Below are 20,350 nucleotides of genomic sequence, written 5' to 3' on the forward strand. Positions count from 1 at the left end.
TTCTAGTGACCGCCCGCGGCCGCACTGTGCTCATGGTTTGCATCGCCGCTGCGGCCGCCGGGCTCGCCGCCTGCGGCCAGCGCGGTGCGTTGTACCTGCCGAACGATCCGGCAGCCGCCCAGCGGGCCACCCTGCCGCAATTGATCACCCCCGGCGGCTCCGGCGCTTCTTCCAATGAAGCCGCACCCAAGCCTGCCGCCGCCAGCAGTGCGCCGGCCGCAGCCACCACCGGCAGCGGAGCGCCCAAGTGACCAACGCCTCCCTCCCCGGCCACCCCCACATCGCCCACCGCGACGGCGCCCTGCATGTCGAGGGGCTGGCCCTCGATGCGTTGGCGCGCGAGCACGGCACGCCACTGTTCGTCTATTCGAAGCAGTGGATGCTCGACGCCCTGGCCGCCTACCAGCGCGGCTTCGAGGGCCGCGACGCCCTCATCTGCTACGCGATGAAGGCCAATTCGTCGCTCGGCGTGCTGCGCGTGTTCGCAGAAGCCGGTTGCGGCTTCGACATCGTCTCGGGTGGCGAGCTCGCCCGGGTGCTGGCCGTCGGCGCCGATCCGAAGAAGATCATCTTCTCGGGCGTCGGCAAGACCCGCGCCGAAATGCGCCAGGCCCTCGCGGCCGGCATCGCCTGCTTCAACGTCGAGAGCGAGGCCGAGCTCGACGTGCTCAACGAAGTGGCGCTGGCCGAAAGCCGCCGCGCGCCGATCAGCATTCGCATCAATCCGAACGTCGATCCGAAGACCCACCCCTACATCTCCACCGGCCTCAAAGGCAACAAGTTCGGCATCGCGCACGACCGCGCGGTCCAGGCATACCAACACGCCGCGAAGCTGCCGGGCCTGGAGGTCGTGGGCATCGATTGCCACATCGGCTCGCAGATCACCGAAGCCTCGCCGTACCTGGACGCCTGCGACCGCGTGCTCGACCTGGTCGAAGCGATCGAAGCGGCCGGCGTGCCGATCCATCACCTCGATTTCGGCGGTGGCCTGGGCATCGACTACAACGGCGAAGTGCCGCCCAAGGCCGATGACCTTTGGCAGCAGTTGCTCGCCAAGCTCGATGCGCGCGGCTTCGGGCAGCGCAAGCTGGTCATCGAGCCTGGCCGTTCGCTGGTCGGCAACGCGGGCGTGTGCGTGACCGAGGTGCTCTACACCAAGCCCGGCGAAGACAAGAATTTCTGCATCGTCGATGCGGCGATGAACGACCTGCCGCGTCCCGCGATGTACCAGGCCTTCCAGAAGATCGTGCCGCTGCGCATCCGCGCCGGCGATGCGCCGACCTACGACGTGGTCGGCCCGGTCTGCGAGAGCGGCGACTGGATCGGCCGCGACCGCGCGCTCAACGTGCTGGCCGGCGACCTCCTGGCCGTGCTGTCGGCGGGCGCGTACTGCATGAGCATGTCCAGCAACTACAACACGCGTCCTCGCGCGGCCGAAGTGCTGGTGAGCGGCCGGAGCGCCACGCTGATCCGTCGCCGCGAGACGATGGAAGATCAGCTGCGCAACGAGCAGCTCTGAAGCTCTCTAGGTGGTGCTGCGCAGCGGCTTCTCGCCGCCGCGCGCACCGGCGGCAAGCGTCTTCGCCTTGCGCTTGCTCGCGTAGTTCCACACGCGCCATCCCAGCAGCACCGCGATGATCGCGACGTAGACGAACACCTCGGCGAAGTTGTTCTTGCCCGCGCGCATCCAGAAGAAGTGCAAGAGGCCGAGCCCCGCGATCACGTACACCAGCTTGTGCAGCATCTGCCAGCGCTTGGCGCCCATCGCCTTGATCGCGCGATTGAACGAGGTCGCCGCGAGCGGCGTCAGCAGCACGAAGGCCGAGAAGCCCACCAGGATGAACGGCCGCTTGGCGATGTCCTTGGCGATCTCGCCCCACTCGAAGCCCATGTCGAACCAGCTGTAGCACAAGAGGTGCAGCACCACGTAGAAATACGCGAACAGGCCCAGCATGCGGCGAAAGCGCGCGAGCGCATTCCATTTGCTGATGACGCGCAGCGGCGTCACCGCCAGCACGATGCAGATGAAGCGCAGCGTCCAGTCGCCCGTGGCGCGGATCAGGAACTCCGCGGGGTTCGCGCCCAGCCCATCGGTGAATGCGCCGTACGCCAGCCGCGCGAACGGCAGCAGGCACAGCAGGAAGATGACCGGCTTGGTCGCCGGGTGCATGAGCAGCTTGTTCATGGCGTGAGGACCGGGCGACGCAGCGCGCTCAGTAGTTCTTCTTCAGGTCCATGCCCGCATACAGCTGGCCGACCTGCGCTTCGTAGCCGTTGAACATCAGCGTCTTGTTGCGCTTGGCGAACAGGCCGCCGCCGTCGCCGATGCGCCGCTCGGTCGCCTGGCTCCAGCGCGGATGGTCCACGTTCGGGTTCACGTTCGAATAGAAGCCGTATTCCTGCGCCGCCGCCTTGTTCCAGGCCGTGCTCGGCTCCTTCTCGACGAAGCGGATCTTCACGATCGACTTGGCCGACTTGAAGCCGTACTTCCACGGCACCACCAGGCGCACGGGCGCACCGTTCTGGTTGGGCAGCACCTCGCCGTACATGCCGAAAGACAGGAGCGTGAGCGGGTGCATCGCCTCGTCCATGCGCAGGCCCTCGGTGTAGGGCCAGTCGAGCACGCGCGAGCCGACGAAGGGCATGGTCTTGGGGTCGGCGAGCGTCACGAACTCGATGAACTTGGCGTTGCCCTGCGGCTCGACCTTCTTGATGAGTTCGGCCAGCGAATAGCCGACCCATGGAATGACCATCGACCAACCCTCGACACAGCGCAGCCGGTAAATGCGCTCTTCCTGCGCACTGAGCTTGAGCAGGTCTTCGATGCCGTACTTGCCCGGCTTCTTGACCAGGCCTTCGACCTCGACGGTCCACGGGCGGGTCTTCAGCGTGCCGGCGTTCTTGACCGGATCGCCCTTGTCGGTGCCGAACTCGTAGAAATTGTTGTAGCTCGACGCGTCCTTGTAGTCGGTGAGCTTTTCCATGCTCTGCGCACCCGGTACCGTCGACTTGACCGCGGGCAGCAACGCGAGCTTGTGCGGGCCGGTGGCCTGGGCGAAGGCTTCGCGGCCGGCAAAGCTGGCGAGCGCCGCGCCTGCCGCGCCCGTGGCCATCAGCTTGAGCAGGTCGCGCCGGCCTTCGTAGGCGGCGCGCGGCGTGATCTCGCTCGGCAGCGGATGGATGAAGCCGCTGGTGTCGCGGCGGTGCGAGCGGGAATGGAACGACATGACAGGCCTTTCGCGTGAATCGTTGGTCTCAGGGTAGTTCGTGACATGCCCTGGTTTGGTTACGCGCCGTGGCGGCGCGCGGTTTCAATTCTTCGCGAAAGGCGCGCAGCCTGCGCCTACAGCGTGCCGTAGCTGTGCAGCCCGCTCAGGAACATGTTGACGCCCAGGAACGCAAAGGTCGTGACCGCCAGGCCGCCCAGCGCCCACCAGGCCGCCACTGTGCCGCGCAGGCCCTTCACGAGCCGCATGTGCAGCCAGGCCGCGTAGTTGAGCCAGACGATCAGCGCCCAGGTTTCCTTCGGGTCCCAGCTCCAGTAGCCGCCCCAGGCGTCGGCCGCCCACAGGGCGCCGAGCACGGTGGCGATGGTGAAGAAGGCGAAGCCGACGGTGATCGACTTGTACATGACGTCGTCGAGCACCTCGTTGGCCGGCAGGCGCGCCGCGATGCGTTTGCGCCCAAGCAGGATGCCCGCGGCGATCAGCGCCGAGATGCCCGCGTAGATCACCCAGTAGCTGCCGCCGGCTTCCTGCACGCGCTGGCGAAACGCCACCGGCACGAAGCAGAGGGCCACGCCCAAGAGCCAGATCGGCGTGAGCTTGTACCAGCGGGTCTCGGTGGCCTGCTCCTTGATGAGGTAGGCGAACGCCACCATCGCCGCGAGCGAGAAGGTGCCGTAGCCGATGAAGTTGGCGGGCACGTGCAGCTTCATCCACCAGCTCTGCAGCGCGGGCACCAGCGGCTGGATTTCATGCGCCTCGCGCACGATCGTGTACCAGAGCAGGAAGCCGACCGCGGCGCTCACCACCAGCATCACGAAGGCGCCGAGCGCGCGCGTGTTGTAGCGCTCCTCGAAGTAGAGGTAGAACGCGGCCGTCAGCCAGCAGAACAGCACGAACACTTCGTACAGGTTGCTCACCGGGATGTGGCCGATGTCCGGGCCGAGCTGGTGACTCTCGTACCAGCGCACCATGGTGCCGATCAGCGCCATCGTCACGGCGGCCCAGGCCAGGCGCGAGCCGATCGCGTCGAAGGTGTCGGCCTGCTTGCCGCCGAAGAAGCCGAGCCAGTAGAAGACCGTGCTCATGAAGAACAGCACGCTCATCCAGAGGATGGCCGACTGGCTCGAGAGGAAATACTTGAGCCAGAACACCGAATCGGCGCGCGCCAGGTCGCCCTGGTAGGAGGTGATCGCCAGCAGCGAAGCCGCTGCCACCACGATGGCCAGCACCCGCAGCGGCCGCCAGAACCAGCCGATGGAGATCATCGCGATCACCGCGGCGGCGAGGATCGGCTTCTCGTAATAGTCCATCGATCCCGCATAGCGGGTGAAGGCGAACAGGCCGCCGGCCAGCACCAGCGCCGCGAACACCCAGTCGAACAGGTTGCGGCGCGAGAGCCAGCTTTCATTGAGCGTGAGGGTCGTGGTGTTCATGGTGTCTCTGGTTCTGCTTTGTTCAGCGCGAGCAGCTTGTGCTTGAGGTGCTCGAATTCACGGTCGCTGTCGATCGTCTTGCGGTTGACCGAAAAGGCCATCGTGGCGGCAGTGGCGCCGCCCTCGCTGCCTTCGGAAGCGCCACCATCGGGTGTCAGCCACACCCAGAGGCGCCGCTCGCGCACGTACAGCATGGCAAAAATCCCGACGATCAGCAACAGACACCCGAGATAGACGACGTTCTTTCCAGGGGCACGCGCCACCTGGAACACGCTGGCCTGCACCTGGGTGAAGTCGGTCATCATCATCGCGACGGGCGCCGGGTAGAAATGCGCGTCGCTGATGGCCAGCACCGCCTGGGTGAGATAGGCCTGCGACTTGTCGTCGCTCGGCAGGGCCGCGAGGCCCGCGCCTTCGCGGCTCAGATTGAGCACTTCGAACAGCACGTCGTTGAGGATGCGCACCAGCACCGCGCCGGCGCGTTCGCGCTCGGCCTCGGGCACGTTGACTTCCATGAATTCGGCAATCGCCTGCCAGCCGCCGGCGGTGGTGGCATCGGCCCGGGCGCGCTCGCTGCCCGAGAACAGCGCGAGCGCGCGGGTGGCCGACACGCGCAGCTGCTCGGCCATCTCCGGCCGCTTCGGATCGCTCGCCTTGGCCACGTAGCGCTCGATGGCGCGCGCGCGGGTGTCGGGATCGCCGAGCGCCGTGCGCATGCGCACGAACCCGTCCATCGAGCCCTGCTCGTCGGCCGGCACGCGCAGGTAGCGGAACGGGTCCTCGGGCTTCTCGCGCATGCCCAGCAGGAACACCGGCTGGCCGTCGCCGGTATCGACCGGCACCATGTAGTTCTGGTACTCCCGCGCCTGGCCGGCCGCGTCGCGCAGCTTGTAGCCGATGCTCGGGCCGATGTTGCGCAGCACCTTGGGCTTGTTGGTCTTGTTGGCGGCGCCCAGGCGCGATTCGAGGCTGTGGCGCAGGTCGACCTTGCGCACGTCGGCGCCGCTTCCCATGGCACCGCCGTCGGCGAAGTTCTCGACGTTGATCACGCGCAGCGCGGCGTACTCGAGCGTGAGCTTGTCCTTGCCGTTGGTGATCTCGGTGTTGGGGCCGCCGATGACGCCCTCGACCTCGAAGGGCTTGGCCGCGGCCGCCATCGGCACCGCCTTGAGCTTCACCTTGGAGCCGCCGTCGTCGAAGCTCGACTGGTAGATCTCCACGCCCTTGTAGCTGGCCGGATGGTTCACCTCGATGCGCGCGGGCACCTGCGCGCCGGTCTCGCGGTCGTGCAGCACCACCTCGCTCGCAAAGAGCTTGGGCATGCCGGTGGAGTAGTAGTCGACGATGAACTTCTTGAGCTCGATGGAGAACGGCAATTCCTGCAGCAGCACGCCGTCGGCCTGGTTCAGGATCGCCACGCTGCCCTGCCCGCCCTCGGGCACGAGGATGTTGCCGCGGAAGGTCGGGTTGTTGACCGAGAGCCGGTGCTCGGGGGCCACGTCGGCGATCATGCCGCCGCCGGTGAACACGCTCTTGCCGTTGAACCAGGTCTGCGCGCGCACCACGAGATCGCCGTCGAGCAGGCCGCCGATGCACACGAGAACGATGGCGCTGTGCGCCGCGATGTAGCCCAGCTTGTGCGCGCCACCGGCACGCGCGGCGACCATCCAGCCAGGTGCTGCCTTGCCATCGCTGGAACCGTCGCGCTGTTGCAGCTTGACCTTCCAGCCACCGCTCACGAGCAGCTGGCCGATGCGGTTGGCGGCGGCGTCCGGCGTTTCGGCAAGCGTGTTCTCGGCGCGCTGGCCAAAGGCCTTCAGGCTCTGCGCGCGGATGTCTTCCTTGAAGGTCTTCAGGTCCACCAGGATGCGCGGCGTGTTGCGCGCGATGCACAAGGAGGTGCTGATCACCAGGAACAGCAGGATCAGCAGGAACCACCAGGCGCTGTAGATCGAATCGAGCCGCGCTGCCCGGAAGAACTCGGCCCAGAACGGCCCGAACTGGTTGATGTAGTTGTTGATCGGCTCGTGCTGCTTGATGACCGTGCCGATGATCGAGGCGATGCAGATGACGGTGAGCAGCGCGATCGCGAAGCGCATCGACGAGAACAGCTCCACTGCCGCGCGAAGCACTTGCGGGCCGCGATGCACGCGAAGGCCATGGGTGGAGACTGACATCGGGTGGGGCGCTGGAAAAAGGGGAAAAAAGCAAAAGGGCGGGCCATCCTCCTGGATCGGCCCGCCCTTTGTTTGGGGTTGTTGTCGGCGGTTAGTTCACGCTGGAAAGCGCGGAATCAGCGCAGGCCGGCGATGTAGTCGGCCACGGCCTTGATTTCACGGTCGTTGAGCTTGGCGGCAACGCCCGTCATCGGCAGGCTGTTGTTGCGCACGTTGTCGCGGAAGGCCGTCAACTGGGCGATGGTGTATTCGGCGTTCTGGCCACCCAGGCGCGGGTACTGCGCGGGGATGCCGGCGCCGTTCGGGCTGTGGCAGCCGGCGCAGGCCGGGATCTGTCGATCGCCGATGCCGCCGCGGTAGATCTTCTCGCCCATGGCGATGGTGTCCTTGTCCTTCGAGAAGCCCGTCTTGACCTTCTTGGAGCCGACGAACCAGGCGATGTTGCGCATGTCCTCGTCCGACAGCGCCGAGGCCAGCGGCTTCATGATCGCGCTCTTGCGGGCGCCGGACTTGAAGTCCTGCAGCTGCTTGAGGATGTATTCGGGATGTTGTTGCGCCAGCTTCGGGTTGGCCGCGATGGCCGAGTTGCCGTCGGCGTTGTGGCACGAGGCGCAGCTCTGGCTGTTGGCCGGCGTCGCGTTGAACACCGTGTCGCCCTTGGCGGGATCGGGCTTGGCCGGCTTGGCGACAGCTGCTGCGGGGGCAGCGGCATGCTCATCGGCTGCGAAACTCGCGCTGGCTACGACGCCCATGAGGGCCGCAAGCAGAATATTGGCAAACAACTTCATATCGGGGGCTTAGATTTATGGCGCAAAACCCCGCGATTCTACAATGGCGCCCCGTTCCGAAAGCCCATTGATGACCTCCCCGCGCGCCAAGTCCGCCGCTTATCCTCCCCGCGCGGCCCCCGCCGCGGACCCGCAGGTCGCCGAACGCGAGCGCGTGGCACTGGGTTGGCTGCACACCGCCCACTTCCTCACCAGCGCTCCGCAGCTGGAACACCTGCCTCCCGTGGACCTGCCCGAGATCGCTTTCGTCGGCCGATCGAACGCCGGCAAGTCGACCGCCATCAACACGCTCACCCAGCAGACGCGCCTGGCTTTTGCCTCGAAGACGCCGGGCCGCACTCAGCACATCAACCTCTTTGGCATCGGCAAGCAGAAGGTCGACGACGCGGTGCTCGCCGACCTCCCCGGCTACGGCTACGCGGCCGTGCCGAAGGAAGCCAAGCTGCGCTGGCAGCGCGTGATGGGCAACTACCTCATGACGCGCGAAAGCCTGCGAGGGGTTGTCCTGATGTGCGATCCGCGCCACGGCCTGACCGAGCTCGACGAAATCCTGCTCGATGTGATCCGCCCGCGCGTGCAGCAAGGCCTCAAGTTCCTCATCCTTTTGACCAAGTCGGACAAGCTCACGCGCAGCGAGGGCGCCAAGGTGCTGTCGATCACGCGACTCCAGGCCGGCGGCGGCGAGGTCAAACTGTTCTCGGCGCTGAAGAAGCAGGGCGTCGGCGACGCGGCCCAACTGCTGTGGCAGTGGGTGCACCCCGAAGGCGGCGCTGCGCCGGCCGGACAGGAGCCACAGGAAACGCCGGAGCCTCCGGAAGAAACCTGAGGCCGAACGGCTGCATTGACCGTCCCGCCTGCTGCATTCACTATCAAAACAATAGCGACAGTCAACCCAAGGAGACGAGAAGCATGACCGAGACCTTCCAACGCAGCCTGCCCAACGGCACCACCCTGAGCTGCCGCGCGGCCGGCAAGCCGGGACAGCCGCTGATGGTGTTCCTGCACGGCTTTCCCGAGGCGGCGTTCATCTGGGACGAGCTGCTCGATTACTTCGCGGACCCCGCGCACGGCGGCTACCGCTGCGTGGCGCCCAACCTGCGCGGCTTCGAAAAGTCCAGTGCGCCGACCGAGGTGGCCGCGTACAAGCCGCAGCTGATGATCCAGGACATCCAGCAGCTCGTCGCCACCGAAAGCGCCGACGGTTCGATGGCCGCGCTGGTCGCGCACGACTGGGGCGGCGCCTTCGCGTGGGGCTACGCCAACGCGTTCCCGGCGCAGGTCGGCAAGCTCGTGATCATCAATTCGCCGCACCCCGGCACCTTCACGCGCGAACTGCGCAACAGCCCGGCGCAGCAGCAGGCCAGCGCGTACATGAACTTCCTCGCGCGACCCGACGCCGAGGCGCTGCTCGCGGCCGACGATTTCAAGCGCATGTGGCCCTTTTTCCTGCTGATGAAGGCCGGCCCCGACGGCTTCGGCTGGCTCACCGAAGAAGTGAAGCAGCAGTACCGCGAGGTCTGGAGCGCGGGCCTCACCGGCGCCTGCAACCTCTACCGCGTGACGCCGATGAAGCCGCCGCTGCCGGGCCAGACCATCGACGGCATTCCGGTGCTGCCGCCAGAACGGCTCATGGTGAACGTACCGACCTTCGTGTTCTGGGCGCTGGACGATGCGGCGCTGCTGCCGGGCCTGCTCGAAGGGCTGGAAGAGTACGTGCCGAAGCTCGAGGTCAAGAAGGTGCCGAACGCGACCCACTGGATCGTGCACGAGCAGCCGCAACTGGTCGCGCGCGAGATCGAGGCCTTCCTGCAGCGGAACTGATTCCTGCAAACCGTTCGGGCTGAGCCTGTCGAAGCCTTGCGCGGCGCTTCGACAAGCTCGGCGTGAACGGGTTTGGCCCTCAATAGATCTTCGGCTCGCCCTCTGGGCGTGTCTTGAACCGGCGGTGCACCCAGTAGTACTGGGAGGGCATCGCGTCGATGTACCCCTGCAGCCGCTCGTTCATGAGCGCGGTGTCGGCCTCGACGTCGTCGGTGGGGAAGTTCTGCCACGCCGACTTCACTTCGATCTCGTAGCCGCCGGGCGTGAGCTTCGCCACCACCGGCACCACCTTGGCCTTGCCCAGCCGCGCGAAGCGCGAGAGCGAGGGCACGGTCGCGGCCTGCACGCCGTAGAACGGCACGAAGATCGTCTGCTCGCGGCCGAAGTCCATGTCGGGCAGCAGGTACAGCAGGCCCCCCTTGCGCAGCCCCGAGAGCACAGGCTTGATGCCGTCCACCCGGTTGAGCGCCGCCACGTCGCCAAAGCGCGTGCGGCCTTCGCGGATCCAGGCATCGACCATCGGGTCGCGCTGCGTCGTGTAGATCGTGGCCGAGGGGCGCGCCGTGTGCATGGTGAGCGCGGTGGCTGCGGCGTCGAGGCCGTAGAAGTGCGGCGCGAACAGGATCATCGGCGCGTCGCCCTCGGCGATTTCGGCGATCTCCGACGCCGAGCCCACGATCTTCAGCCGGCTCGCCACCACCTTCTCCGGTGCATGCCAGAGCCAGCTGCGGTCCAGCCACGACTGCGCGACGAAGACGAAGGTTTCGCGCGCAATGGCGCGGCGCTCGGCCTCCGATTTCTCGGGAAAGCAAAGGGCCAGGTTTCGGTCGACCACGCGCCGCCGCGGCACGGCGATGGTGTGAAGCAAGCGGCCGAGGACCTTGCTGAAACCGCGCACGAGCGGCAGGGGCAGCGGTGCCAGCACTCGCATGAAGCCGATGCCCAGGCGTGAACTGAGGCTCATGGCGTCTGCTCCCCCGTCGCGGCCGCAACGGAACGATCGGCGCGCGGCTCCTTGTAGCGCGCGTAGTCCCAGACGTACTGGCCGGGCAAGCTGCGGATCAGGCGGCCGATGCCGTCGTTCATCGCCGCTGCCGCGTCTTCGACGCTGGCCTTCGGATCGGTCAGCGCCGTGCCCACGATGGGTTCGAAGCGGATCACGTAGCCCGCGCCGCGCGGCAGCCGCTCGCACACGCTGAGGAAACACGCCGCGCCCGTCTGCTGCGCGAGGCGCGGAAGCAGGGTCATGGTGTAGGCCGGCCGGCCGAGGAACGGCGCCCAGACGCCTTGGCCCATCGGCGGCACCTGGTCGGGGAGGATGCCCGTGTAGCCGCCACTTCGCAGCGTGCGGATCAGGCCGCGCACGCCGGTGTTGTTGGTCGGCAGCGTCTGCAGGCCGGGCCGGTCGCGCGAGCCCGCGGCGATCAGGTCGGCCATCCATTTCTTGCGCGCCGGACGGAACAGCGCGGTGATCGGCCCGAAGGCCTCGAAGAAGCGCTCGCCGATCGCCTGGCCGCACATCTCCCAGCTGCCCAGGTGCGGGGCCACCAGGATCACGCCCTTCTTCGCCCGCATGGCGGCCTCGAAGGCTTCGACGCCTTCCCAGCGCACGACACGGGGCAGCACGCTCTCGCCTTGCGGGCGCAGCCACAGCCAGGGCAGTTCGGACGCCATGTGGCCGGCGGCGGCGATGGCGGGGCGGTATTGGCCGGGGGTGAAACCCGCGCTTTCGGCATTGGCCTTGAATCGGCGGCGGTAGTCCGGCGCGCAGAACCAGACCAGCCAGCCCAGCATGGCGCCCAGGCGATGCATCAACGGCATCGGCACGCGGGCAAGCAGGCGGAACAGGGTGATCATTGAAACGGGAGGGGAGTCAAAAAACGGACGCGCGCGCATGGTATTGCGCGGCTCGAATAGAATGCAAATTGTCGCCGAGTTACGGAACAACTTGCAGGGCGACAAACACAAGCGCGAAGCGATTGTGCCCCGCCGATTCACCGGCATCTCTGCTAAAGCGTTCGCCAGGGCTCCGCAGAGTTGGCAACGCGCCAAACCACTTCAAGGAGCTTTGAAAAAATGGCGAACGACTTCCTCTTCACTTCCGAATCCGTCTCCGAAGGCCACCCCGACAAGGTCGCCGACCAGATCTCGGACGCCATCCTGGACGCGATCTTCGAGCAGGACCCCCGCAGCCGCGTGGCCGCCGAGACGCTGACCAACACCGGCCTCGTGGTGCTCGCCGGCGAGATCACCACCAACGCGCACGTGGACTACATCCAGGTCGCGCGCGACACCATCAAGCGCATCGGCTACGACAACACCGAATACGGCATCGACTACAAGGGCTGCGCGGTGATGGTCTGCTACGACAAGCAGTCCAACGACATCGCCCAGGGCGTGGACCACGCCTCCGACGACCACCTGAACACCGGTGCCGGCGACCAGGGCCTGATGTTCGGCTACGCCTGCGATGAAACGCCCGAGCTGATGCCCGCGCCGATCTACTACGCCCACCGCCTCGTGGAGCGTCAGGCCCAACTGCGCAAGGACGGCCGCCTGCCGTTCCTTCGCCCCGACGCCAAGAGCCAGGTCACGATGCGCTACGTGGACGGCAAGCCCCACAGCATCGATACCGTGGTGCTCTCCACCCAGCACAGCCCCGACCAGAGCGAGACCTCCACCAAAATGAAGGCCTCGTTCAACGAAGCCATCATCGAGGAGATCATCAAGCCCGTGCTGCCCAAGGAATGGCTCAAGGACACGCGCTACCTGATCAACCCGACCGGCCGCTTCGTCATCGGCGGCCCGCAGGGCGACTGCGGCCTCACCGGCCGCAAGATCATCGTGGACACCTACGGCGGCGCCTGCCCGCACGGCGGCGGCGCGTTCTCGGGCAAGGACCCGTCCAAGGTCGACCGCTCGGCCGCCTACGCCGCACGCTACGTGGCCAAGAACATCGTGGCCGCCGGCATTGCGCGCCAGTGCCAGATCCAGGTGGCCTACGCGATCGGCGTGGCCGAGCCGATGAACATCACGGTCTACACCGAAGGCACCGGCGTGATCCCCGACGAGAAGATCGCCGAACTCGTGCGCGAGCACTTCGACCTGCGCCCGAAGGGCATCATCCAGATGCTCGATCTGCTGCGCCCGATCTACCAGAAGACTGCCGCCTACGGCCACTTCGGTCGCGAAGAGCCCGAGTTCACCTGGGAGGCCACCACGCAAGCGCCCGCACTGCGCGCGGCAGCCGGCCTCAAGTAAATAGAAAAAGACGGTGGGTCGTCAGAAGCGGTACGCACCGCCGAGGCCCACCGTCCAGTTACGGCCCGGCGCGGGCTCGTAGTAGCGCGCATTGCCCTCGTTGACGATGACCGAGCCCACGTAGCGCCGGTCGAACAGGTTGTCGACACGCGCGAAGGCGTTGAACTCCCAACGCTCCCACTTCTTCAGATACCCCGCATACAGCGCCGCGACGGCATAGCCCGGCGCGCTCGCCGTGTTGACGTCGTTCGCCTGGATGCGCCCGAGCGCGCGCATCTCGATGCCGGCGCGCCAGCCCTCGGGCGGCACCCAGCCCAGCGACGCGAAGAGCGACTGCCGCGCGATGCCCGGAATGCGATTGCCGCCGACCACCGTGTTGGCGACGGCGCAGGGCGACGGCGAGCAGAAGGCATCGCGGTACGTCGCATCGAGCCACGTGTAGGCCAGCTGCGTGCGCCAGTGGTTCGCCGTCTCGTGCTGCCAGCCGAGCTCGAAGCCGTTGCGCCGCGTGCGCCCCGCGTTCTGGAAGGTGGCGCGGCCGCCAACGTTGGTGTCGGTCACGATCTCGTCGCGCGTGCGGGTCTGGAACAGCGCCGCCGTCAGCAGCCCACCCGCCAGCCGCGCCTTGGCGCCCAGCTCGATGCTGTCGTTGACCGACGGCCGCAGCGCGAAGTTGAGGCCGCTCGCGCCGCCCGAGCGGTACGAGAGCTCGTTGAGCGTCGGCGTTTCGAACCCGCGGCCGATGGACCCATAGAGCGCGAGATCGGGCGTGGCCTGGTAGCGCAGCGACGCCACCGGCAGCGTCTTGCTGTAGCGCGCGGTGCCGCTGTCGTCGCGGTTCGCGCCCACGATGTAGCGGTCGTTCGATGCGAAGTGCACGCTGCTGCGGCGCACGCCGGCCTCGAGCGTCCAGCGGTCGGTGAAGCGCCAGGTCGCCTGCGCGTAGGGGTCGAGGTTCCAGACCTCGTTGCGCTCGCTGCGGCGCAGGCGCCCCTGCACGCCGAGCACCGGATTCGCGGCGCTGCCCAAGTAGTTCTCGTAGCCGCGGCGGCGCTCGCGCAGGCTGTCGTAGCCCAGGCCCGCCACCACGTCGAGCGGCCGGTCCACCAGCTGCAGCGCGGCGGTCCAGCGCACGTCGACGCCGCCGTACTGCCGCGAGAGATCGATCACGCCGCCCGCGTGCAACGGGTTCTGCTGCGCCGAGGGCGGGATCGACTGGTACTGCGTGGTCTTGCGCTCGCCGCCGTAGACCATGAGGCGCAGCCCCTGCGTCGCGTCGATGCGCCGTTCGTAGAGCAGGCCCATCTGCGTCTGCTCGACCGTCTTGCGCGTGTCGTACTGCGTCGCGAGCGGTGCGTTGCGCGGTGCGAGCGCGTACTGGTCGGCGGTCAGGCCCAGCGGGTCCTGCGCATCGATGCGCACGCTGTTGAGCACGAGCGTGAGCTTGTCGCCGTTGTCCAGCGCGATGCCCAGCTTGCCGTTGGCGATGTCGCGACGCGCGGCGCTGTGCTCGCGCCAGCCGTCGGTGTGAAAGCGGCTCGCGCCCAGCAGGTAATCGACCGCGCCCTGCGAGCCGCTCAACTGCACCGACTGCCGCCAGGTGCCGAAGCTGCCGCCGGCCGCGGAATAGGAAAGGCGCGGCGCGCCCTCCCCCGATGCGGTGAAGGCCTGCAGCACCCCGCCCGACGAGTTGCCGTAGAGCGCCGAGAACGGCCCGCGCAGCACCTCGACGCGATCGACGGAGCCGATGTCGATGTTCGACGTCTGCCCCTGCCCGTCGGGCAGCGTGGCCGGAATGCCGTCGACATAGAGCCGCACCCCGCGCACGCCGAAGGTCGAGCGCGCGCCGAAGCCGCGGATCGAGAGCTGCAGGTCCTGCGCGTAGTTCAGCCGGTTCTGCACCTGCAGCCCCGGCACGGCGCCCAGGCTTTCAGAGAGGTTCACCTGCAGCCGGCCCTCGCGCATTTCCTGGCCATCGACCCGGTCGACGGAGCCGGGCACGTTGAACGGCGCGACCTGGCCGCGGGGCGTGGAGACGGTGATCGGGGGCAGTTGGCCCGCTGGCGCTTCGGTCGTTGGCGCCGGCTGGGCATTCGCCGCGATGGGAACGCCCAGCAACAACAGTCGGGCGGCGTGGGCGAGTGCGGCATTCATTGCACCGATTCTGCGTTGGCGCGCCAACACCCTCGCCTAGCGAGAACCCGACGAGAAGGAAACGGCGTGCGGCTAGCGCTCGGGCGACCGGCGCCAGCCGTACCAGGCGCACACCGCGACCGGAATGCCCAGTGCCGCCCAGGCCAGCATGTCGCCCAACCCGCCGTCGCTGAAGAGCGCGGAGACGAGGCCGATGCTCGTCAAGAGCCCGAGCACGATCGGCCAGCCCCACATGCGCCAGAAGGACTGGTGCTGCGTCTTGTGGTGCGCCGTCATGCCTGCACCTTCATGGCCGGTGCCGGGTCGGGCTGCGGGCCCGATCCCGCGGGTGGCGCGCGCTCCGTGGCGGGCGCGGTCGCGGTCGCGGTCGCGGTCGATTTGGCCGGCACGGTGTTGCCGCGCTTGAGCCAGAGATAGAGCCCGCTGCCAAGCACGATGATGGTGGCGATGTCCAGCAGCGCCCAGAGGATCTGCATCGGCATGCCGCCGTAGTCGCCGAAGTGCAGCGGCTGCGACACCAGGAGCGCCGTGAGGTACCAGGGCATCTTCGGCGCCGCCGTCACTTCCGCGGTCTTGGCATCGACCAGCACGGGCTGCAGGAGCTTGGAGGTGAAGGGCTCGTTGCCGCGCATGAAGAAGGTGTTGTGGTGCGGGCTGGAGAACGAGGTGCCGGGGAAAGCGATGAACGACAGCTTCATGCCGGGCGTGCGCTGCATGGCCTCGTCCATCGAGCGCTGCACCGAGCCGCGCTCGGCCGCGGGCACGATGGGCTCGTTCTTGTAGGGCGTGAGCAGCGCGCTGAGCTGGTCGTACTGCCAGTACTTGATGACCAGGTCGGCCCACGTGTTGATCATGCCGGTGGAGCCCACCACGAACAGCCACACCAGCGTGACCACGCCCAGGAGGTTGTGCAGGTCGAGCCACTTCAGGCGCGGGCGCTTCTCGCGGCGCACGGTGCCGAAATCGAGTTTGCGCATGAAGGGCGAATAGAGCACCACGCCCGAGACGATCGCCACCAGCAGCAGCAGGCCCATGAAGCCCAGGAAGAGCTTGCCCGCCAGGCCCGCGAACAGGTCCACGTGCAGCTTGAACATCACGTACATGAAGCCCTCGTCGAACTTGGGCTGGGCCAGCACGACGCCGGTGCGCGCGTCGACCGCGACCGACTTGAAGTCGTCGGTGGGCTCGGGCGTGGGCGTGAGCGTGACGAACCACAGGCCGTCGTCGTCCTCGGGCTGCGAGGCGAACTGCACCACCCGATCGGGGTGCTTGGCCTTGGCGATCTCCAGCACCTTGTCCAGGCTCACCCGCGGCGTGTTCGCCGGCATCTTGGGTGCCTCGACCTCGGTGCCCAGCAGGTGGCCGATCTCGTGGTGGAAGATCAGCGGCAGCCCGGTGATGCACAGGAGCAGCATGAACACCGTGCACACGAGGCTGCTCCACTTGTGCACCCAGGCCCAGGTCTTGATCTTTCGGCTGTTCATGTCGTCGTGCTCTGTGGGTTGAAGGCGGAGTTTAGAAGCGGTAGGTCGCGCTCGCGACGACGTTGCGGCGGGAGCCATACCAGCAGTCGCCGCGCGACAGGCAGGTGCTGAAGTACACCTTGTCCGTCACGTTGTTGATGTTGAGCGCATAGCGCCACTGCGCGGTCTCGTAGGCGAACACCAGGTCGGCCAGCGCGATGCCCGGCACGCGCGGGCCCACGCCGAACTGGGTGTCGCGGAACGAGCTCATCAGGCGCACGCCGGCACCGGCCGAGAAGCCGTTCACGCCGCCGATCGAGAAGCGGTACTTGGCCCAGACGCTGGCCTGGTGCTTGGGCAGGCCCTCGATCTGCGCGTCGGCATCGGTGTAGTTGTAGTGGGCGACCAGGTCCAGGTCGCGGCCGATCGAGCCCTTGGCCTCGAGCTCGACGCCCTTGGTCTTGGTGAGGCCGCGCTGCGAGAACACGTTCGGCTGCTCCTCGACGATCTGGTTCTTCTCGCGCAGGTCGTACACCGCGGCGCTGAAGGCCAGGGCGCGGTCCTTGGGCTCGTATTTCACGCCCACTTCCCATTGCTCGCCGCGCAGCGGCGTGAAGATGCGCCCCTGGCGCGGCGACTGCGGCGTGAACGACTCGCTGTAGCTCACGTAGGGCGACCAGCCCGAGGGCGAGGCGTACATGAGGCCGAAGCGCTTGGTGGTGGCGCTGCTCTTTTGCTCGTCGCTGCCGGCGGCGCTGGAGACGGCCTTGTCGTGGCGCAGGCCCGCGACGACGATCCAGTTATCGAGCTTGATCTGGTCCTGCAAGTACAGGCCGGTCTGGCGCTGGCGGGTGCGCGGCAGCGCGACGGCTTCGGGCACGTCGCGATGGCCGTAGACCGGCGCGTAGACGTCGATGGTGTCGACGGTCGTGCCGCTCCAGACGTTCTCGCGCTGGCGCGCGAAGTCCGCGCCGACGAGCAGCGTGTGCTTCAGCGCCCCGGTCTGGAAATGGCCTTCGACGTGGTTGTCCAGCGTCTGGGTGCGGTTCAGGGTCAGCTGGTTGTCGAAGTAGCGGCCGAGCACGCGCTTGGAGACGGGGTCGCTGGACCAGCTGTCGAAACCGCTGAATGCGGCGCCGTAGTGGTACTGGTTGGCGTTTTCGTTCTGCGCGTAGCGGAAGTTCTGGCGCACGGTCCAGTTGTCGTTGAACTTGTGCTCGAACAGCCAGCCGAAGGTCTTGCGCTCGCTGTTGTAGAAGTCGCCCGGCTCGCCGATGAAGCGACTGGCCGGGAGGCGCCCGTTCGGGTTCGGCAGCAGCGTGCCCTCCCACGGCAGGAACTGCGAGCTGCTGCCGCTCTTGTCTTTTTGCCACAGGCCTTGCAGCGTGAGCGAGGTCGCCGCGCTGGGCCGCCAGGTGAGCGAAGGGGCGATCAGGCTGCGGTCGTCGGGCACGTAGTCGACCTGCGTGTCGGACTTGCGCTGCAGGGCGATCAACCGGTACGACAGGGAGCCGTCGGCATTGAGCGGGCCTGTCAGGTCGGCCTGGATCTGCTTGCGGCCGAAACTGCCGAACTGCACGCCCACTTCGCGCTGGGCTTCCTGCAGCGGCCGCTTGCTGACCATGTTGACCACGCCCGCGGCCGTGCCCGCGCCGAACAGCATGCCCGAGGGGCCGCGCAGCACTTCGAGCCGCTCCAGCGTGTAGGGCTCGGTGCGGGTGGTGCTGGTGTAGTAGCCGTAGGCCTGGCGCAGGCCGTCCAGGTAGACGTCGGGGTAGGCGCCGCGCACGCGCACCGAGTCGGTCCGCGAGTCGAGGCCGTAGGCGTCGGAGCGCACGCCGGCGGCGTAGTTGAGCGCGTCCTGCAGGCTGGTCGCGCCCTGGTCGACGATCTGGTCGCGCGTGACGATGGTCACGGATTGGGGCGTTTCGGACAGCGGCGTGTCGGTCTTGGTGGCGGTCGTGGCGTTTTTCGCGCGGTAGCCGATGACGGGGGTGGTGGCGGTTTCGGGGGCGGCGTTCGCATCGACCCGTATTTCAGACAGCGAACCCTCTGCGGCGGTCTGCGCCAACACCTGGTGCTGCATGTAAACGGCCATGCATCCCACCAGCACCGAAGCGGCTCTGCGCCGCACCAACGTCCTCTTCATCCTGCTCCACTCCAAATATCAATTAAGAACCATTCTCATTGTAATAGTCACAAAGTCTCAATCCATCCCATTTCCAAGCTCGGCGAAGGGAGTTGCGTTGCGAATTCGCGTCCTCGGCCCGGAGCAGAGCGGCTACGATGCCGCGGCACGTTTTTCCGTGCTGGCAGGCCTCATGCACAAGCTCATCGCCCTTCTGTTTCCTGCGCTGCGCGCCCCGGTTCTGCTGCTGATCGCGCTGGTGCTGACCGGCTGCGCCGGACTGCCGCCGCGCACGCCCGAGCCGCCGACCCAGGCCATCGCGGCCTCCCCCGCCACCGCGCTCGGCCACGCCGCCATCCGCTTGAACACGCCGCCCGACGGGCTCTCCAGCCTCCGGCCGCTGATCGAGTCGTCCTATGCGCTCGACGCGCGGCTGGAGCTCATCCGGCGCGCCCAGTCCTCGCTCGACGTGCAGACCTACCAACTGGGCAACGACAAGACCGGCCGGCTCCTGCTGCGCGAGTTGCGCGATGCCGCCCGGCGCGGCGTGCGCGTGCGCCTTTTGCTCGACGATTTCTACACGGCCGGCATGGACCGCCTCCTGCTGGGCCTGGCCGCCGAGCCCAACGCCGAAGTCCGGCTGTTCAACCCCTTCGTCAACCTGCGCGACCACTCGCCGGGGCGATGGCTGGAGTTTTTCGGCGATTTCCGACGGCTCAACCACCGCATGCACAACAAGCTGTTCGTGGCCGACGGCGCCATGGCCATCGCGGGCGGCCGCAACCTCGCCGACGAGTATTTCCAGCGCAGCGAAGTCGCGAACTTCATCGATTTCGAACTGGTCATGGCCGGCCCGGTGGTGCCGGAATCGGCCGCCATCTTCGACACCTACTGGAACAGCGACGTGGTCTACCCGCTCCAGCGGGTCGCCGGCACCACCCGCACGCCGGCCGAGCTGAAGTCTGCGTTCGATGCCGACACCGGCCCCGCCCACGCGCCGCCGCCCGATCCGCTGCCCGCCACCGATCTGCTGGGCGACCCGCCGCTGGCCGCGCAGCTGGCGAACATCGACGAGGCGAAATGGATGCGCGCGGAAGCGCATGCCACCGCCGACAGCCCCAACAAGGCACTGGGCGTGATGGCGCACCCCACCGAGTCGCTGGCCCAGCGCTTCCACGAGATGCTGGCCACCGCCCAGTCGAACGTGGTGGTGATCTCGCCCTACTTCATCCCCGGCGACGAGGGCATGGCGCGCATTCGCATGGGGCGCGAGCACGGGATCAACATCACCGTCATCACCAATTCGCTCGCCGACAGCGACGAGCCGCTGGTCAACATCAACTACAACCGCTACCGCGTCGACATGCTCAAGCTGGGCGTGAACCTGTACGAGGTCAGCACCCAGCAGCTGCGCCGCAGCGGCCAGTTCCGCGACCTGCTCAAGAAGGCGCGTGGCCGGCTGCACGCCAAGCTGGCGCTGGTCGACCGCCAGTGGGTGCTGCTCGGCTCCATGAACCTGGATCCGCGCTCGGCCCGGCTGAACACCGAGTTCGGCGTGCGGGTGCGCAGCTTCGACCTCACGCAGGCGCTGCTTTTCGCCTACCAGTTGGACGACATCGAGGGCGTCTACCGCGTCGTGCTCAAGCCCGACGGCCAGAACGTGCAGTGGATCGGCACCGGCGACGTCACCAACGAAGTGCTCGACAGCGAGCCCGACTCCAGCATGCTGACCCGGCTGCAATTGCTGCTTTTCTCGTGGTTCGTGCCCACGGACCAGTTGTAAGCGACCGCCCGCCGGCAACCCCCAGGCCTTGAAAGGCCACCGATTGCCCTTATGATTAGCACTCGCTGATGATGAGTGCTAACAAGCCCTCGCTCCCAGTCGATGGGCCGCCGAC

General features: G+C 67.3%; 17 protein-coding genes. 6 read left to right on the forward strand and 11 right to left on the reverse strand.

From position 1 onward, the window contains the following. Window positions 1–5: 5 nt before the first annotated feature. Together lptM and lysA are read left to right on the forward strand one after the other, a co-directional pair. The gene (gene lptM, locus ACZYRS_RS27080; RefSeq protein ID WP_463421682.1) at window positions 6–251 is read left to right on the forward strand and encodes an LPS translocon maturation chaperone LptM; all 246 of its coding nucleotides are present in this window, start codon (window positions 6–8) and stop codon (window positions 249–251) included. Further along, a complete protein-coding gene (gene lysA / locus ACZYRS_RS27085) occupies window positions 248–1,519 on the forward strand; it encodes a diaminopimelate decarboxylase (protein ID WP_463421683.1) in 1,272 nt (423 codons plus the stop codon). Before lptM ends, lysA begins: the two co-directional genes overlap by 4 nt. Before the next feature lie 6 nt (window positions 1,520–1,525). Here the strand turns inward: lysA and ACZYRS_RS27090 are convergent, their stop codons facing one another. The 5 genes from ACZYRS_RS27090 to ACZYRS_RS27110 form a co-directional block, all read right to left on the reverse strand. Then, entirely contained in the window at window positions 1,526–2,185 is a 660-nt protein-coding gene (locus ACZYRS_RS27090; RefSeq protein ID WP_463421684.1) for a protein-methionine-sulfoxide reductase heme-binding subunit MsrQ, read from the reverse strand. 28 nt (window positions 2,186–2,213) lie between these two features. After that, complete coding sequence (gene msrP / locus ACZYRS_RS27095) at window positions 2,214–3,227, reverse strand: protein-methionine-sulfoxide reductase catalytic subunit MsrP (protein WP_463421685.1); 1,014 nt, start codon at window positions 3,225–3,227, stop codon at window positions 2,214–2,216. 116 nt (window positions 3,228–3,343) lie between these two features. Next, window positions 3,344–4,660 (reverse strand): c-type cytochrome biogenesis protein CcsB, encoded by a 1,317-nt coding sequence (ccsB, locus tag ACZYRS_RS27100; protein ID WP_198788785.1) that lies wholly within the window; start codon window positions 4,658–4,660, stop codon window positions 3,344–3,346. After that, the gene (locus ACZYRS_RS27105; RefSeq protein WP_463421686.1) at window positions 4,657–6,837 is read right to left on the reverse strand and encodes a cytochrome c biogenesis protein ResB; all 2,181 of its coding nucleotides are present in this window, start codon (window positions 6,835–6,837) and stop codon (window positions 4,657–4,659) included. Before ACZYRS_RS27105 ends, ccsB begins: the two co-directional genes overlap by 4 nt. Window positions 6,838–6,953: 116 nt before the next feature. Further along, window positions 6,954–7,625 (reverse strand): c-type cytochrome, encoded by a 672-nt coding sequence (locus ACZYRS_RS27110; RefSeq protein WP_198788783.1) that lies wholly within the window; start codon window positions 7,623–7,625, stop codon window positions 6,954–6,956. Window positions 7,626–7,695: 70 nt separating this feature from the next. Between ACZYRS_RS27110 and yihA the strand changes: the two genes are divergently transcribed. Continuing rightward, a complete protein-coding gene (yihA, locus tag ACZYRS_RS27115; protein WP_463421687.1) occupies window positions 7,696–8,451 on the forward strand; it encodes a ribosome biogenesis GTP-binding protein YihA/YsxC in 756 nt (251 codons plus the stop codon). 83 nt (window positions 8,452–8,534) lie between these two features. Then, window positions 8,535–9,446: an alpha/beta fold hydrolase gene (locus tag ACZYRS_RS27120; protein ID WP_463421688.1), complete on the forward strand. Its 912-nt coding sequence runs from the start codon at window positions 8,535–8,537 to the stop codon at window positions 9,444–9,446. A gap of 79 nt (window positions 9,447–9,525) precedes the next feature. Here the strand turns inward: ACZYRS_RS27120 and ACZYRS_RS27125 are convergent, their stop codons facing one another. Both ACZYRS_RS27125 and ACZYRS_RS27130 read right to left on the reverse strand, forming a co-directional pair. After that, window positions 9,526–10,410: an LpxL/LpxP family acyltransferase gene (locus ACZYRS_RS27125; RefSeq protein ID WP_463421689.1), complete on the reverse strand. Its 885-nt coding sequence runs from the start codon at window positions 10,408–10,410 to the stop codon at window positions 9,526–9,528. Then, the gene (locus ACZYRS_RS27130) at window positions 10,407–11,303 is read right to left on the reverse strand and encodes a lysophospholipid acyltransferase family protein (protein WP_463421690.1); all 897 of its coding nucleotides are present in this window, start codon (window positions 11,301–11,303) and stop codon (window positions 10,407–10,409) included. The genes ACZYRS_RS27125 and ACZYRS_RS27130 overlap by 4 nt, the downstream gene beginning before the upstream one ends. A 219-nt stretch (window positions 11,304–11,522) precedes the next feature. Here ACZYRS_RS27130 and metK point away from each other — a divergent pair, with 219 nt between their 5' ends. Continuing rightward, on the forward strand, window positions 11,523–12,707 hold the full coding sequence (gene metK, locus ACZYRS_RS27135) for a methionine adenosyltransferase (RefSeq protein WP_093439654.1): 1,185 nt from the start codon (window positions 11,523–11,525) through the stop codon (window positions 12,705–12,707). A gap of 21 nt (window positions 12,708–12,728) precedes the next feature. Here the strand turns inward: metK and ACZYRS_RS27140 are convergent, their stop codons facing one another. The 4 genes from ACZYRS_RS27140 to ACZYRS_RS27155 all read right to left on the reverse strand — a co-directional run bounded on the left by ACZYRS_RS27140 (window position 12,729) and on the right by ACZYRS_RS27155 (window position 18,473). After that, the gene (locus ACZYRS_RS27140) at window positions 12,729–14,861 is read right to left on the reverse strand and encodes a TonB-dependent receptor domain-containing protein (protein WP_463421691.1); all 2,133 of its coding nucleotides are present in this window, start codon (window positions 14,859–14,861) and stop codon (window positions 12,729–12,731) included. A 72-nt stretch (window positions 14,862–14,933) separates the two neighbouring features. Continuing rightward, window positions 14,934–15,137 (reverse strand): hypothetical protein, encoded by a 204-nt coding sequence (locus ACZYRS_RS27145; protein ID WP_198788777.1) that lies wholly within the window; start codon window positions 15,135–15,137, stop codon window positions 14,934–14,936. Then, window positions 15,134–16,345 carry a PepSY-associated TM helix domain-containing protein gene (locus ACZYRS_RS27150; RefSeq protein WP_463421692.1) on the reverse strand — a complete coding sequence of 404 codons (1,212 nt, stop codon included), beginning with the start codon at window positions 16,343–16,345 and terminating at the stop codon, window positions 15,134–15,136. Before ACZYRS_RS27150 ends, ACZYRS_RS27145 begins: the two co-directional genes overlap by 4 nt. Window positions 16,346–16,376: 31 nt before the next feature. Continuing rightward, window positions 16,377–18,473, reverse strand: a complete 2,097-nt coding sequence (locus ACZYRS_RS27155) for a TonB-dependent siderophore receptor (RefSeq protein WP_463421693.1) — start codon at window positions 18,471–18,473, stop codon at window positions 16,377–16,379. Window positions 18,474–18,570: 97 nt separating this feature from the next. Between ACZYRS_RS27155 and ACZYRS_RS27160 the strand changes: the two genes are divergently transcribed. Further along, on the forward strand, window positions 18,571–20,235 hold the full coding sequence (locus ACZYRS_RS27160) for a phospholipase D family protein (protein ID WP_463421694.1): 1,665 nt from the start codon (window positions 18,571–18,573) through the stop codon (window positions 20,233–20,235). The last annotated feature ends 115 nt before the right edge of the window (window positions 20,236–20,350 follow it).

It is taken from the genome of Variovorax sp. AC194, assembly GCF_979257995.1.

Excerpts from the sequence above, each read along its gene's own strand:
- ACZYRS_RS27110 (WP_198788783.1), bottom strand. The coding sequence starts at position 7,625 with ATGAAGTTGTTTGCCAATATTCTGCTTGCGGCCCTCATGGGCGTCGTA.
- ACZYRS_RS27105 (WP_463421686.1), bottom strand. The coding sequence starts at position 6,837 with ATGTCAGTCTCCACCCATGGCCTTCGCGTGCATCGCGGCCCGCAAGTG.
- ACZYRS_RS27090 (WP_463421684.1), bottom strand. The coding sequence starts at position 2,185 with ATGAACAAGCTGCTCATGCACCCGGCGACCAAGCCGGTCATCTTCCTG.
- ACZYRS_RS27145 (WP_198788777.1), bottom strand. The coding sequence starts at position 15,137 with ATGACGGCGCACCACAAGACGCAGCACCAGTCCTTCTGGCGCATGTGG.
- msrP (WP_463421685.1), bottom strand. The coding sequence starts at position 3,227 with ATGTCGTTCCATTCCCGCTCGCACCGCCGCGACACCAGCGGCTTCATC.
- ACZYRS_RS27150 (WP_463421692.1), bottom strand. The coding sequence starts at position 16,345 with ATGAACAGCCGAAAGATCAAGACCTGGGCCTGGGTGCACAAGTGGAGC.
- ACZYRS_RS27125 (WP_463421689.1), bottom strand. The coding sequence starts at position 10,410 with ATGAGCCTCAGTTCACGCCTGGGCATCGGCTTCATGCGAGTGCTGGCA.
- ACZYRS_RS27120 (WP_463421688.1), top strand. The coding sequence starts at position 8,535 with ATGACCGAGACCTTCCAACGCAGCCTGCCCAACGGCACCACCCTGAGC.
- yihA (WP_463421687.1), top strand. The coding sequence starts at position 7,696 with ATGACCTCCCCGCGCGCCAAGTCCGCCGCTTATCCTCCCCGCGCGGCC.
- ccsB (WP_198788785.1), bottom strand. The coding sequence starts at position 4,660 with ATGAACACCACGACCCTCACGCTCAATGAAAGCTGGCTCTCGCGCCGC.
- ACZYRS_RS27155 (WP_463421693.1), bottom strand. The coding sequence starts at position 18,473 with ATGAAGAGGACGTTGGTGCGGCGCAGAGCCGCTTCGGTGCTGGTGGGA.
- metK (WP_093439654.1), top strand. The coding sequence starts at position 11,523 with ATGGCGAACGACTTCCTCTTCACTTCCGAATCCGTCTCCGAAGGCCAC.
- ACZYRS_RS27140 (WP_463421691.1), bottom strand. The coding sequence starts at position 14,861 with ATGAATGCCGCACTCGCCCACGCCGCCCGACTGTTGTTGCTGGGCGTT.
- ACZYRS_RS27130 (WP_463421690.1), bottom strand. The coding sequence starts at position 11,303 with ATGATCACCCTGTTCCGCCTGCTTGCCCGCGTGCCGATGCCGTTGATG.